The following is a 15,064-nucleotide window of genomic DNA, read 5'->3' as shown; positions in this document are numbered from 1 at the left end:
CACATCTTGTGGATTTTTCAGTGCCACTTTAACTTCGTCCAAAATTGTTTCTTGACTTGCAAAAAACGCTTTCACAGCATCGGATGTTATGGCCTCAATACGACGAATTCCTGCAGCAACAGCACCTTCGGAAACAATTTTGAAGTGCCATATTTCAGCTGTATTTTTTACGTGAATTCCACCACACAATTCCATACTATTCCCAAATTTAATGGCACGAACTGTATCTCCATATTTTTCTCCAAACAAAGCCATTGCACCTTCGTCTAATGCTTGCTGAATAGGAATACTTCTTCTTTCAATCAATGGCAACTGCTCTTGAATTCGAGCATTTACAAAATCTTCGACTTGCTTTAATTCAGCATCAGTCATTTTTGCAAAATGCGAAAAGTCGAAACGCAAATAATTCGGGTTTACCAGTGATCCTTTTTGCTCCACGTGAGTTCCAAGAATAGAACGCAAAGCTTGGTGCATCAAATGCGTAGCCGAGTGATTTCTGGAAGATAATTGCCTTAAATCCTGATTTACTTTGGCAACAAAACTTCCATTTAGATTTTCTGGTAATTTTTTTGCGAAATGCAAAATCAAGTTATTTTCTTTTTTTGTGTCTATAATTTCAATAACTCCCTTTCCTTCGGAGAGGGCTGGGGTGAGGATTCCTTTATCGCCAACTTGTCCACCACCTTCTGCATAAAATGGCGTTTTATCTAAAACTATTTGATAAAGAATTCCATCTTTTTTAGAATCAATTTTTCTATAACGCGTAATTTTCACCTCGTTTTCACCTTGGTCATAACCCACGAATGTTTCCACATTTCTCGGAATTAAAACAACCCAGTCTTCGGTAGAAACTTCAGATGCAGCACGGGAACGTGTTTTTTGTTCGAGCATTGCTTTGTCAAAACCCGCTTCGTCTAATTCTAATCCTCGTTCTCTTAAAATCAAGGCGGTTAAATCAATTGGGAATCCAAAAGTATCATACAATTCGAATGCTTTTTGACCTGAAACTGTTTTCCCTTCAGTTGATTTGATTACGTTTTCAAGCAGTTGTAAACCTTGATCCAAGGTTCTCAAAAAGGAATTTTCTTCCTCACGAATCACATTCATAACCAAATTTTTCTGAGAAATAATCTCTGGAAAAGAACTCCCCATTTGGCTACTTAAAGTTTCAACCAATTGATAAATAAAAGCTTCTTTCGTATTCAAAAAGGTAAATCCGTAACGAATGGCACGACGCAAAATTCGGCGAATCACATAACCAGCTCCAGTATTTGACGGCAATTGCCCGTCGGCAATAGCGAATGCCACAGCACGAACGTGATCTGCAATCACACGAATGGCAATATTGATTTTTTCTTCGGCTTCGTTTTTTGCTTTAATTGTATAGTTGGAGCCAGTAATTTTCTCGATATGTTGAATGATTGGCGTAAAAACATCCGTATCATAATTCGACTGAACACCTTGTAAAACCATACAAAGTCTTTCGAAACCCATTCCTGTATCGACGTGTTGAGCTGGTAATTTTTCGAGTGAACCATCGGCTTTACGATTGAATTCCATAAATACATTGTTCCAGATTTCCACCACGTGAGGATGGTCATTGTTTACTAAAGATTTTCCTGAAACCAAGGCTTTTTCTTCGACAGAACGAATGTCTACGTGAATTTCAGAACAAGGTCCACAAGGTCCTTGATCTCCCATTTCCCAGAAATTATCTTTTTTGTTTCCAAGAATAATTCGGTCTTCAGAAATTAAAGTTTTCCAGATATCATAAGCTTCCTGATCGAACGGAACATTTTCTGCTGGGTTTCCTTCGAAAACAGAAACATAGAGAATATCTTTTGGAATTTTATATACTTCAGTCAATAATTCCCAAGCCCAATTGATGGCTTCCTTTTTAAAATAATCTCCAAAAGACCAGTTACCCAACATCTCGAACATGGTATGATGATAGGTATCAATCCCTACTTCCTCTAAATCGTTGTGTTTCCCTGAAACGCGAAGACATTTTTGTGTATCGGCAATTCTTTGGCTTTTTGGAGTTCCATTACCTAAAAAATACTCCTTGAACTGCGCCATTCCCGAGTTATTGAACATCAGAGTAGGATCATCTTTGAGCACTATTGGAGCAGATGGAACAATTAAGTGTGCTTTGCTTTCGAAAAAATCTAAAAATTGTTTGCGTACGTCTTGTGATTTCATTTTTATTTTATTTGCCACTAAGGCACTAAGGCACAAAGTTTTTTTGAATTATTTAGTTGTTTTTTGCCCCAGATAACAGTGAAAATCCTTTTCTTTTTTCCTTTAAAAAAGAAAAGATTACTTCTCACTACTTTCATTTTAATTTGAGTTCGGTGAACCTTGTTTGAAACGAATAGCTGGAAAAGGCACATTAAAATATTTATTATCAAAAAAAGGGTTGAACAAATGAAACATTTATTAAATTTGTTCGACTAACTTTTTACAATGTGCAAAAATAGGGTATTTTAAAATATGGGGAAAATAAAATATTATTACGATACCGAAAATCTAGCCTATCGAAAAATAATAACAAAAAAGAGAAAGAAAATAGGAGTTGTTATGTTGTTTTTAGTGGCATCGGCTTTATTTGGATTTTTGGGTTTTGTAATTTTATTGAACACTCCTTATTTTCAAACACCAAAAGAATTGTTGCAAGCAAGGGAAATTGAAAATCTGAAATTAAATTATGCCGTTTTGAACAATAAAATGGATCAAGTGGATGATGTTATTTCGGCAATAGAAGATAGGGACAATAATTTATATCGGGTTTATTTTAATGCTGAACCTATTCCCGATGAAGAAAGAAAAGCTGGTTTTAGTGACATCAATAGATACAAGGCATTAGAAGGGTACAACAATTCACAATTAGTGTTGAATACCACAAAAAAAGTAGATGTTCTAAGTAAGGAATTAGCTATTCAATCAAAATCATTGGATTATATTTTGAAATTAGCCAAAGCAAAAAGCAATTTATTAGCTGCGATTCCTGCTATTCAACCTGTGAGAAACGAGAATTTAAAAAGAATGGCATCAGGTTTTGGTTATCGGTCTGATCCCTTTACAAAGGCAAGAAAAATGCACGAAGGAATGGATTTTACCTCTAAAACAGGCACTCCCGTTTTTGCAACTGGTGACGGAATTATTGCCCAAGCCGATAATAGAGCTTCTGGATTTGGAAATCACATTGTAATCCGACACGGTTTTGGTTATGAAACATTATATGCGCATTTAAGCAAATACAACTGCAGACCTGGACAACGAATAAAACGGGGCGACATCATAGGATTTGTAGGAAGCACGGGGCGAAGTGAAGCACCACATTTACATTATGAAGTTCATAAAAACGGAAAAGTGGTGAATCCACTTAATTTTTATTACGGAAATATTTCGGCGGTTGAATATGTTGCCATTTCAAAATTAGCCAACCAAGAAAACCAATCATTAGACTAATGCATATAGAATTACCACCAGACAAAAGATATTACGGCATTGGCGAAGTAGCCAAAGCATTTGATGTAAATGCTTCACTCATTCGATTTTGGGATAATGAATTTGATATTCTTAAGCCGAAGAAAAATGCCAAAGGCAATAGAATGTTCACACCAGAAGACGTAAAAAATCTGCAATTGATTTATCATTTGGTAAAAGAGAGAGGTTTTACACTTGAAGGCGCCAGAACTCATTTGAAAGAAGGACAAAAGAAAACCTTGGACAAATTTGGTATTATCAGCAAACTAGAAAACATCAAAGTACAGCTGACCAATATTAAGAATGAACTTTAGATTTTTGATTATAGATTAACGATTTTTGATTGCAGATTTTAAAACAGAAAATAAACACTAAACCTTAAATTAAACACAAATGGATTTTAAAAAATTTTTACCTTGGAGTCTTATTTTTTTCTTTGTCTCAACAATTTTTGGTTCACTATTTAAAATAATGCACTTGCCATTTGCAACTTCTCTAATAACAATTGGAATTTTGTCATTGGTTGCCTTTATAATTGCGTCCATATATGAAATAACAAGTTCTACTAAAATAGAAGGGACAGAAAAATATATATGGATAATGGGATTAATATTCTTCGGTATATTTGCTGGACCAATATATATCTTAGCTTATAGAAAAAAAATAATATAGATTGAAAATAAAAAAATAAACAATTAACTTTAAATTAAACAAAAATGGATTTTAAAAAATTTTTACCTTGGATTATTGTAGCTGTTGTAGTTATTGGAATTTACAGCTGGGCATCTGGAATTTACAATAACGCAGTGACACTTGAACAAGACGTAAAAGAAAGTTGGGGAAATGTGAACACTTCTTACCAACGAAGAAATGATCTTATCCCAAATATAGTTAACACTGTAAAAGGGTATGCTGAACATGAAAAAAGCACTTTAACAGCAGTAATCGAAGCAAGAGCAAAAGCAACTTCGGTAACTATTGACCCCGCTAATGTAACTCCAGAACAATTGGCTGCATTTAATTCGGCTCAATCTGGTGTTTCTTCCTCTTTATCTAGATTACTAGTAAGCGTTGAACAATATCCAAACCTGAAAGCTGATGCAAGTTTTATGAAATTACAGGATGAACTAGCCAGTACAGAAAATCAAATTCTAACTGCTAGAACCCGTTTTAATGAGGCTGTTAAACCATACAACAATAATATCAACACTTTTCCAAGAAATATCTTGGCAGGAATGTACGGACTTAAAGAAAAACCATATTTCGAAGCAGTTGCTGGAGCAGAAAAACCTGTTGAAGTAAAATTCTAAAAACGATTTCAGATTTTCGATTAACTATTTTTGATTGCAGAATTACAAACTTCTAAAATCAAAAATCGTTAATCTTCATTCAAAAATTTTACCAATGTCAAAAGTCGAAGATTTTTTAACCCAAGAAGAAGAACAAATAATTGTTGAAGCTATTCGTGTGGCTGAAAAAGAAACTTCTGGCGAGATTAGAGTTCATATAGAAAAAACAACTTCCAAAGTTCCTTATGATAGGGCTTTGGAAGTTTTTAATGAATTGAAAATGGATGCTACTGAACTCCAAAACGGAGTTTTGTTTTACTTTGCCGTAGCCGATAAAAATTTTGTGATTTGTGGTGATAAAGGAATTAATGATGTTGTAGCTGATGATTTTTGGGATTCAACCAAAGATAAAATGGCAATACAATTCAAAGCAGGCAACTTTAAGCAGGGTATTGTAGATGGCATTTTAAGTGCTGGGGAACAATTGCAAAAATACTTTCCTTACCAAGAAGGTGACATCAATGAATTATCAAACGAAATATCAAAAGGATAATGAAAATAAGTCAGAAGTTAGAAGTTAGAAGTCAGAAGTGGAAAATTAAGTGTGAAAAAAGAACTAAAGACAAGTTACCTTATCTAAAAATGAAGTTATTCTTATATTTAACGACCCTTCTTTTTCTGCATTGCGGGGTACTTTTTGCTCAATTTACCATTCCAAAAATTCCTAAGTTTCAAACCTCAGTTTATGATTATGCCAATGTTTTAAGTGCAACCGAAAAATCACAATTAGAAGAAAAACTCATCCGATATTCAGATTCGACCACAACTCAAATTGTAGTTATTACTATCGAAAGCCTGAAAGGTGAAGATGTCAGCCTGTTAGCGACAAAATGGGGACAAACTTGGGGAATTGGTGGTACAGCCAAAGATGACAATGGAGTTGTTATTTTAGTCGCTAGGGACGAAAGAAAAATTGCTATCAATCCAGGTTATGGACTTGAAGATAGACTAACAGCTGGAATTGGTGGTGAAATAATCCGGAATATTATTGTCCCAGAATTCAAAGCCGGAAGCTATTATAATGGTTTAGACAAAGGTGCCGATGCGCTTTTTGACGTTTTCAAAGGCAAATACAAAGGAGAACGAAAACAATCCAAAGGAAAAGATTTCCCAATTTTACCTCTAATAATTATAGTTGTAGTCATTCTTGTCTTAATTTTCAAAAATAAAAATGGTGGTGGAAACTCTGGAAATTCTGGAGGCGGACCAAATTTGCTTGATGTAATACTTCTAAGCAGTTTGGGTAGAAACAGTGGTGGTGGCGGTTTTGGAGGAGGTGGATCTTCAGGAGGTGGATTCGGAGGTGGTGGTTTTGGTGGCGGCTTCGGAGGAGGAGGATTTTCTGGTGGAGGAAGCAGCGGAGGATGGTAGAATCGATAAATGATTTCAATTGATAATAAATTTGTTAGAAAAAAAATAATATATATGCTTTCACAAAAAACCAAATATGCCCTTAAAGCACTACTCTATTTAGCCCAACAAGATGAAGGTTATATTGCCAAAACTATAGATATTGCTGAGGGTGCTAACATTCCTAAAAAGTTTTTGGAACAAATATTATTAGAATTAAAAAGAGGACATTTTGTGAGTAGCAAACAAGGAAAATTGGGTGGATATTATCTCATCAAATCCAAAAACACGATAACTTTGGCAGATATTCATCGATTATTCGATGGTGCCATTGCACTTCTTCCCTGTGCTTCTTTGAATTTTTACGAACCTTGTTCTGACTGCACAACCGAGTCGGAATGCCTATTAAGACTGGGATTGATAGCTGTTAGAGAAAAAACTTTAGCCGCTATGGAAAACATTACAATTGCTTCATTGGCAAAAAAATAAAAAAATTTTTTTTAAACTCTACTTGTTTTATAGAATTAATTATATATTTGCCTCGGATTTAGAAATCAAATTATTTGCAACAAGTCAGAGGATCTAAAATAATTTATATTTTAATTCTATAAATTCGGTATAATTAATATAATTAAAAAACTAATGTCAATTTTTAATTTCAAATGTATGTGTAGATTTTTTTGTATGTGCCCTCGGGCATAAGAAATTTTATTGGGATTTTTTGTTTCAGAAACAAATGCCTATCAGAATCAAGATGAATAACCACATATTAAAAAATTAATACTTACAAAAATGAATACAAAAAAAATACTTCTAATCCTTATTTCAATTTTTACGTATGGAATAACAGCTGCACAATCCTCTGATGACGTGCTTAATTTACTAATCCAAAAAGGACTTGTCAATCAAAGTGACGCAGACTCTGTTCGTGCTGATTATGCCATCAAGCAACAAACAATAAAAGAAAAGCAAAAAACATTCGATGTGATTTCAAAAAGCAAATTATCAATCGGTGGTTTTGCTGACTTCCGTTATAGAACCTTGCAAGAACCTGCAAAAAAAGATGGTTTTGATGTCAGAAGAGTAAGACTTGACATAAAAGGTAATTTATCCTCTGAATGGGATTTTAGATTGCAGACTGATTTTGCCATTTCTCCAAAAATAATAGATGCTTATTTTGCCTACAAGCCTTATGATTATTTTCAGGTAACTGGGGGTCAATTCAAAATTCCGTTCGGGCTTGAGGGGCCAGCCTTACCTACTATTCTTGAAACAATTGATCGAGCACAAATCAGTGATTTGACGGGTAGAGCTAAAGACGCCATTGGTGACCAAAGTGGTCGTGATATTGGAGTGCAAATAAATGGAAATTTATTCAAAACCCAATCCAATCGTTTTCTTTTAGACTATTATTTGGCTTATTTCAATGGGCAAGGAATAAATATAGCCGCTGATAAAAATGAAGCCAAGGACATCGTTGCTAGATTGGTAACGCATCCGTATTCATTTTTAGATTTTGGAATTTCCTATTCAAACGGTTACGATAATTGGGGAACACCCGCCAAAGATCAAAATCACATCCGTTATGCTGCTGATTTATCTGTTAAATATAATGATTTTACTTTTAGTACAGAATATATAGAAGCGCAAGAAGGCACTTATGTTGCTAATGGACAAACAAAAGACCTTATACGAAATGGTTGGTATGCTCAAGCTGCTTATTTCTTTATCCCAAATAAATTACAAGCAGTGGTAAAATATGACACATTCGACAAAACGAAGAATGATCCAAAGAATGACATTAGCACTTTCTATACTGCTGGAGCCAACTTCATAATTACAAAATTTGCAAGAGTACAACTTAACTACAAACACAAAGTTGAGGAAGGAAACAACATCAATAAAGATGAAATTGTGGCTCAATTAGAAGTAAAATTTTAAATCCTCAGCCCGGTTCTCTCCTTTGGAGAAGAGGAGAAACTAAATAAAAAACAATTTAATAAACTTAAAACAATAAATATGAAAACATATAAATTATCGATAGTAGCCGTACTTCTTTTAGTATTGGTGAATGCAAGCACAACAAAAGTTGCTGCTCAAGAATTAAAAGGAAACATCAGTATTTCTGGGGCATTTGCTTTGTATCCAATAACTGTAAAATGGGCTGAAGAGTTTAAAAAACTTCATCCAGGTGTTAAAATTGATATTCAAGCTGGTGGCGCAGGAAAAGGAATCACAGATGTATTATCAAAAGTTACCGACATCGGATTGGTGTCACGTGACCTGAATGCAGCCGAAAACAAAAAAGGTGCTTTCCCAGTTGCCGTTACTAAAGATGCTGTAATTCCTACGATTAGTTCAGCCAGTCCGTATAGAAAAGTTCTGTATGAAAGAGGCGTTCGAAAAGACGCTTTCAACAATATTTTTATTACCGGAAAATACAAAACCTGGAACGCTATAGGTTTCAAAAGTGAAGCCCCAATTCACGTTTACACTCGTTCAGATGCGGCTGGAGCTGCCGAAACTTGGGCGAAATATTTTGGAAAGAAGCAAGAAGATTTACTTGGTGTAGCCGTTTTTGGAGACCCAGGATTGGCGCAAGCTGTAAAAAGAGATCCAAATGGAATTGGTTTTAACAATATTGTATATATCTATGATATGAAAACGAATAAAGCAACTAATGGTGTTGTTCCCGTACCAATTGACTTAAACAACAATGGGAAATTAGATCCAGATGAAAATTTTTATGGCACAGTTGATGAATTAATTGCTGCCATTGTAGCTGGCAAATACCCTTCGCCACCAGCTAGAGATTTGTATTATGTAACGGTTGGAAAACCAAGCAATCCTATCGTAAAAGAATTCATAAAATACATCCTAACCACTGGACAACAATATGTTACTGAAGCAGGTTACATCAAATTTTCTAAAGAAAAACTAGGCAAAGAATTGGAAAAAGTTAAATAAAAATTAATACTTTTTGCCACAGATTTCACAGATTAACACAGATTAAAAACCATTAAATCTGTGGCGAAAAAAATATAATCCGCCTTGCGGAAAACAATAAATGAAAAACATACGATTACTAAAAGACAAGCTCTTTAGCAAAATCTTTTTTACACTGACCATTTTCTCCATTTCAACTGTAGTACTACTAGGATTGGGTTTGTATTACAAATCAATTCCTCTTTTAAACAGCAGTTCACTATCGAATTTACTTTTTTCTTCGGAATGGAAACCTTTTAAGGAAGCTTTTGGGTTTTATCCTTTTATAATGGGAACACTTTGGGTAACTGTAATTTCTATTGTGATTGCTTTGCCTCTGTCACTTCTTACAGCAATTTACCTTTCGGAATATGCGCATCATCGTGTTCGGAAATTAGTCTTGCCTTTGATAGAATTATTATCGGGAATTCCGCCTGTTCTATTTGGAGTTTGGGGAGTTTTAGTAATTGTTCCCATAATTCAAGATTATATAGCGCCACATTTCGTAGAATTTACTACTGGATATTCTGTTTTAGCAGGGGGAATTGTTTTGGCTATTATGATTTTTCCTTTAATTATAAGCATTTTAATAGAAGTTTTCGATAATGTTCCTCAAGAATTACGCGATGCTTCATTATCCGTTGGAGCAACTCAGTGGCAAACCATCAAAAAAGTACTGCTTCGAAAATCGGTTGCTGGAATTGTTGCTGCCACGGTTTTGGCCATTTCGAGAGCTTTTGGCGAAACTATTGCAGTGCTGATGGTCTGCGGAAATTTGGCACAAGTTCCTCATAGTCTTTTTGATTCTGGTTATCCTTTACCTGCGCTTATTGCCAATAATTACGGCGAAATGATGTCGATTCCAATGTATGATTCGGCGTTGATGTTTGCCGCATTATTATTATTTATTATCATCTTTTTGTTTAACGCCATTTCGAGAATTATTTTATTCCGAATAGAAAAAAGAACTACTTAAACTAAATAACAAATGAGAAAAATAGAAGAAAATATTTTTAAAGTTTTAATGATATTGAGCACGGTTGTAATAAGTAGTACTTTGTTTTGGATTATCTATACGATATTTTCAAAAGGTTTGGGTTCTTTGAATTGGGATATGGTTTCCAAAATTCCCGAAGGTGGATTTTACATAGGCAAAGGTGGCGGAATTCTAAATGCAATAATTGGTTCACTTTACATCACTGTTGGCTCAACAATTCTAGGACTTTTGGTCAGTATTCCCATCGTGATTTACATCAATATTTATGCGAAGAATAATTCGTTATTAGCCAATATTACCCGATTGAGTTATGATATTTTATTTGGTATTCCATCCATTGTTTATGGTGCTTTTGGATTCGCTATTATGGTTTATATGGGATTGAAGACTTCACTATTGGCGGGAATTATAACCGTTACATTAATGATAATTCCCATATTAGTCCGAGCCATGGACGAAGCCATACGAGTCGTTCCCGAAGATATGAAAAACTCCGTTTATTCACTTGGAGGAACTCGTTATGAAACGGCAAAAATAGTGTTGAGACAATCTATTCCGGGAATTGTAACAGCCATATTATTATCGTTTGGAAGAGCCATTGGCGATGCGGCTTGTGTGCTTTTCACAGCAGGATTTACTGATAGTATTCCAACTTCATTAGATCAACCTGCAGCAACATTACCATTGTCGATATTTTTCCAATTGAGCAGTCCTATTCAAGAAGTGCAAAACCGAGCTTATGCTGCGGCGGTAGTTCTTACCATCATAGTTTTATTCATTAGCATAACAGCAAAATTAGTCAGCAAAAACCTTTCAAAAAACAAAATATGATCATTCAACCTCATATCAGCATACAAAATTTAAACGTTCACATTGGTGAAAACCACATCCTCAAAAATATCAATCTTGACATTCCAGACAAGAAAGTTACTTCATTAATTGGCCCTTCGGGTTGTGGAAAAACGACGCTCCTAAAAACAATGAACCGATTACTTGACAATCAAACTGATGTTCGAGTAGAAGGAAAAGTTTTGGTAGATGGCGAAAACATCTACGATCCAAAAGCGGAAGTAACCCATATCAGGAAAAAGATGGGATTGCTCTCGCAAAGACCTTTTCCCCTGCCGATGAACATCTATGACAATGTGGCTTACGGTCAGCGAATTCACGGAAACCACAGCAGAAAAGAATTGGACGCCATTGTTGAGAAATACCTTCGAGGCGTTAATCTTTGGGACGAAGTAAAAGACCGATTAAAGTCGCCTGCCACACGACTTTCCATTGGGCAACAGCAAAGATTGTGTTTGGCTAGAGGACTTGCCATCGAACCCGAGATTATTTTGGGAGACGAGCCAACTTCTGCTTTGGATCCCATTTCAACCCAAGCTATAGAGGAATTGTTTTTGCAACTAAAAGACAAATACACGATTGTTTTGGTTACGCACATTTTGCGTCAGGCCCGCCGGGTTTCCGACTATGTCGGTTTTGTTTATATGGGAGAAATCATTGAGTTTGGCCCAACGGAAGAAGTACTTTTGAATCCCAAAGAAAAATTAACCAAAGATTATGTGAAAGGTTTCTTGAGTTAGGTGTAATATGCAATAAAAAATCTCAATTTAGATTTTTCTTGAATTGGGATTTTTTATTTAAAAATCAAAAAAAATTACCTCACTTTGCTTCTTAAAACAAAATAATGCAAAAACTTCGGAAAAAATCGTTTCAAATAAACTCCTAAAACTTCTTTACCTCCAATATAAACTTCGAATTTTTCAGATTCTACTGCTTTTACAAATTTCTTAGCAAAGACAGCAACTGGCATTCCATTTTTAGTAGCATCATCTTCTTGATTTTGACTAGAGCCATTTCCAATTAAAGCATTTTTAGCCACATTAGTTTGTACAAATCCAGGACAAATAAGTGTTACGTTCAAAAAATCTTTATAATGTTCCATTCTTAATACATCAAAGAAACCATGCAGAGCGTGTTTTGCTCCACAATAACCAGAACGATAAGGCGAACCAAATTTCCCCATAATACTTGTAATAGTTACAAAATGACCGCTTTGATTTTTGATGAAATGAGGAAGCAAAGCTTTAGTCAAAGCAACAGTCCCCAAATAATCGACTTCGATGAGCTTTTTATCAACTTCAAAATCAGTTTCAACTATAAGAGAACGCTGACTAACTCCGCCGTTGTTGACGAGAATGTCTATTTTTCCAAAGGCAGCAACGGCTTTTTGAGCATTATTTTTAGCATTGTCAAAATCAGCCAAGTTGAAAGGCAAAACCACAACTTCGGTAGTTACACATTTTGATTTTACAAGTTCTAAAGCTTCAACATTTCGTGCCGAAAGTATCAATTTACAGTTTTTCCGAGACAATTCATAAGCCAATGCCTCTCCTATTCCGCTTGAAGCCCCCGTAATCCAAACTACTTTGCCGTTTATTGATTTCATTTTTCGGAGGTTTTATTGTTAACTTTAAAAAAATTATCTGTTAAATAAAAAACAGTATCTATAAATTGTAAAATCCCGTTTTCGGTTAAAACATTTTCATCGTGAAGATCTTCTAAAATAATACCTAATTCTGGATTAAAGTAATCATCATTACGAGTATTAATAAAACCATTCTTAAGCATAAACTTTTTGACAATAGTCAAATCCGTTTTCTCTGTTGCTTTAACAAAAGGTTGCTGTACAACAGCATATAAAACTTCATTGTCTTTGTAAAAACCTAATAATTGATAAGCTGTGTCGGGGAAAAAATAATTGTTGAGTAACAAATTATTAAAATAATCTATCTAGGAATTATAAAAAATGGCGTCATTTAACTTGATTACAGTCTTGCCATCTTTTAGATAGACTTTTTGTTCTGCCCCTTCAGAAACATAATTTTCTATATTGACATCCGAAAACCAAAGGGCATTATTTTCAATATACAGAATTAAGCGGTCTGTTTCTTGTTTCTTGAAATACTTATTTTCTTTAACCAAACCACTTGTGCTTTGGCTTCTTTTAAGGTAACTGGCTGCTGCTTGGATAATTGCTCCATACTTAACTTGGCCCTTTCCTGAAATGATAAGTTGTAATTCATATTTCATTTATTTTAAAATAATTATTCGAACAAACTTACAAATAATTTTTTCAATTATTTCTCTCTAATATAAATATCAATTGGAACACCTGAAAAATCCCAGTTATCACGAATTTTGTTTTCAAGGTAACGTTTGTAAGGTTCTTTAACATATTGCGGCATATTAGCAAAAAACACAAACTGTGGCGTCAATGTTGGCAACTGCATACAATATTTGATTTTTACATATTTCCCTTTTGTCGCTGGTGGTGGATAAGCTTCGATTACTTTCAACATATATTCGTTGAATTTTGAAGTCGCAATACGTTGTTTTCTGTTTTCGAAAACCTGAACTGTAGCTTCCAATGCTTTTAACAAACGTTGTTTTGTCAATGCCGAAACAAAAAGAATAGGCACATCTGTAAATGGCATTAATTCTTCTCTGATTTTAGCTTCGTAATCACGTGTTGACATCGTATCTTTTTCTACCAAATCCCATTTGTTTACTAAAATCACTACTCCTTTTCGGTTTTTTTCGGCCAACCAAAAAATGCTTTGGTCTTGCCCTTCAAATCCGCGAGTCGCATCAATAATCAAGATACAAATATCGGCGTGTTCAATGGCGCGAACAGAACGCATTACTGAATAAAATTCTAAATCTTCTTTCACTTTCGCTTTACGACGAATTCCCGCAGTATCAACTAGATTAAATTCGAATCCAAAACGATCAAATTTGGTATCAATAGCATCACGAGTAGTCCCTGCAATGTCGGTAACCATAAATCTATCTTTACCAATCAAGGCATTGATGAAGCTTGATTTCCCAGCATTTGGGCGACCAACAACAGCAAAACGTGGCAAAACAACTTCTTCTTGTACTGGCTCTGGTTTTATAGGAAAAGCTTCAATAACTGCATCTAATAAATCTCCCGTTCCGCTTCCTGAAATACTAGCAAAAGTGAAAAATTCACCTAAACCAAGGTTGTAAAACTCAAGAGCATCTTTTTCTCGCATAGCATTATCAACCTTATTTACAGCAAGTAAAACTGGTTTTTTTACTTTACGCAAAAGTCTGGCAACGATATCATCCATTGGTGTAATACCTTCTTCAACATCTACTACAAAAATAATTACGTCAGCTTCGTCAATTGCCAATTCTACTTGTTTACGGATTTCTCCCTCGAAAACATCATCCGATCCACGAACATATCCACCCGTATCTATTACCGAAAATTCTTTTCCATTCCATTCGCTTTTACCATAATTTCTATCTCTGGTAACTCCAGAAACCGAATCTACAATAGCCTCTCTTCTTTGTATCAGCCTATTAAAAAGGGTTGATTTCCCTACATTAGGTCTTCCTACTATCGCAACAATATTATTCATTTTTGTAAATTTTAGATTTCAAATTTCAAATTTCAGAATCTAGTTTCCTAAATTTCTAATACTTATAAATCCAAAATGCAGTATTTTAATTTTTTGCAAAGGTAGTGTTAAATCCCATACTATCAATTTTTTTACTATTTTGCAATGCTATTAATACTTTCCAACCGAAAACACACTGTTATGGATGCCAATAATGAAATTAGACTTCGCCTCCGTTTTTATAAAGACATTGAAGAAAACACAGATTCAGTGCTCCAAAAATTCGAAAATTTTAAAATCAATTGTACCGAAGATTGTCATCTAAAAATCAATCACAATTATATTTGGATGAATATGCCTGATGCCAAAAAGGAATATGGGTCGCCCCATTTGCATTTGGAATTCGAATCAAAAGAAGATGGTGGTACTCATATCCGTGGACTATTTGGTCCTGATGG

At 34.7% G+C, this 15,064-nt stretch carries 15 protein-coding genes and 2 pseudogenes; 13 read left to right on the top strand and 4 right to left on the bottom strand.

Features of this window, described 5'->3' with window-relative positions; translation table 11 throughout:
- Positions 1-2,202: alanine--tRNA ligase (alaS, locus tag PHC28_RS07240; RefSeq protein ID WP_300097797.1), on the bottom strand; the 2,202-nt coding region annotated here is incomplete at its 3' end.
- 291 nt (positions 2,203-2,493) lie between these two features.
- On the opposite strand from alaS, the gene PHC28_RS07235 reads away from it, so the two are divergent.
- From PHC28_RS07235 to pstB, 12 genes are all read left to right on the top strand, one after another.
- A complete protein-coding gene (locus PHC28_RS07235; protein WP_300097792.1) occupies positions 2,494-3,471 on the top strand; it encodes a M23 family metallopeptidase in 978 nt (325 codons plus the stop codon).
- Positions 3,471-3,803 (top strand): MerR family transcriptional regulator, encoded by a 333-nt coding sequence (locus tag PHC28_RS07230; RefSeq protein ID WP_300097789.1) that lies wholly within the window; start codon positions 3,471-3,473, stop codon positions 3,801-3,803. Before PHC28_RS07235 ends, PHC28_RS07230 begins: the two co-directional genes overlap by 1 nt.
- Before the next feature lie 79 nt (positions 3,804-3,882).
- Entirely contained in the window at positions 3,883-4,161 is a 279-nt protein-coding gene (locus PHC28_RS07225) for a hypothetical protein (protein WP_300097786.1), read from the top strand.
- A 44-nt stretch (positions 4,162-4,205) separates the two neighbouring features.
- Positions 4,206-4,799 carry a LemA family protein gene (locus PHC28_RS07220; protein ID WP_300097783.1) on the top strand — a complete coding sequence of 198 codons (594 nt, stop codon included), beginning with the start codon at positions 4,206-4,208 and terminating at the stop codon, positions 4,797-4,799.
- Positions 4,800-4,893: 94 nt separating this feature from the next.
- Complete coding sequence (locus PHC28_RS07215) at positions 4,894-5,331, top strand: TPM domain-containing protein (protein ID WP_300097780.1); 438 nt, start codon at positions 4,894-4,896, stop codon at positions 5,329-5,331.
- A gap of 89 nt (positions 5,332-5,420) precedes the next feature.
- On the top strand, positions 5,421-6,209 hold the full coding sequence (locus PHC28_RS07210; RefSeq protein WP_300097777.1) for a YgcG family protein: 789 nt from the start codon (positions 5,421-5,423) through the stop codon (positions 6,207-6,209).
- A 54-nt stretch (positions 6,210-6,263) separates the two neighbouring features.
- Complete coding sequence (locus PHC28_RS07205; protein ID WP_300097774.1) at positions 6,264-6,677, top strand: Rrf2 family transcriptional regulator; 414 nt, start codon at positions 6,264-6,266, stop codon at positions 6,675-6,677.
- A 303-nt stretch (positions 6,678-6,980) separates the two neighbouring features.
- Positions 6,981-8,129: a porin gene (locus PHC28_RS07200; protein WP_300097771.1), complete on the top strand. Its 1,149-nt coding sequence runs from the start codon at positions 6,981-6,983 to the stop codon at positions 8,127-8,129.
- A 78-nt stretch (positions 8,130-8,207) separates the two neighbouring features.
- Complete coding sequence (locus tag PHC28_RS07195) at positions 8,208-9,155, top strand: substrate-binding domain-containing protein (protein WP_300097768.1); 948 nt, start codon at positions 8,208-8,210, stop codon at positions 9,153-9,155.
- Between the two features lie 100 nt (positions 9,156-9,255).
- Entirely contained in the window at positions 9,256-10,149 is an 894-nt protein-coding gene (gene pstC / locus PHC28_RS07190; protein ID WP_300097766.1) for a phosphate ABC transporter permease subunit PstC, read from the top strand.
- Between the two features lie 12 nt (positions 10,150-10,161).
- On the top strand, positions 10,162-11,001 hold the full coding sequence (gene pstA, locus PHC28_RS07185; RefSeq protein WP_300097764.1) for a phosphate ABC transporter permease PstA: 840 nt from the start codon (positions 10,162-10,164) through the stop codon (positions 10,999-11,001).
- Entirely contained in the window at positions 10,998-11,759 is a 762-nt protein-coding gene (gene pstB / locus PHC28_RS07180) for a phosphate ABC transporter ATP-binding protein PstB (RefSeq protein ID WP_300097762.1), read from the top strand. The genes pstA and pstB overlap by 4 nt, the downstream gene beginning before the upstream one ends.
- 74 nt (positions 11,760-11,833) lie before the next feature.
- Here the strand turns inward: pstB and PHC28_RS07175 are convergent, their stop codons facing one another.
- The 3 genes and pseudogenes from PHC28_RS07175 to der form a co-directional block, all read right to left on the bottom strand.
- Positions 11,834-12,625 (bottom strand): SDR family oxidoreductase, encoded by a 792-nt coding sequence (locus PHC28_RS07175; RefSeq protein WP_300097760.1) that lies wholly within the window; start codon positions 12,623-12,625, stop codon positions 11,834-11,836.
- A pseudogene (locus tag PHC28_RS07170) lies at positions 12,622-13,269 on the bottom strand (hypothetical protein). Before PHC28_RS07170 ends, PHC28_RS07175 begins: the two are co-directional and overlap by 4 nt.
- Positions 13,270-13,316: 47 nt before the next feature.
- On the bottom strand, positions 13,317-14,627 hold the full coding sequence (gene der / locus PHC28_RS07165; protein ID WP_300097757.1) for a ribosome biogenesis GTPase Der: 1,311 nt from the start codon (positions 14,625-14,627) through the stop codon (positions 13,317-13,319).
- A 144-nt stretch (positions 14,628-14,771) separates the two neighbouring features.
- Here der and PHC28_RS07160 point away from each other — a divergent pair.
- Positions 14,772-15,064, top strand: a pseudogene (locus PHC28_RS07160) (hypothetical protein); the annotation flags it as partial.

The sequence above is a fragment of the Flavobacterium sp. genome (assembly GCF_028712645.1).
Classification (GTDB): Bacteria; Bacteroidota; Bacteroidia; order Flavobacteriales; family Flavobacteriaceae; genus Flavobacterium.
The sequence above is the reverse complement of the archived record's forward strand: the minus strand, read 5'-3'. Positions and strand labels throughout refer to the sequence as shown.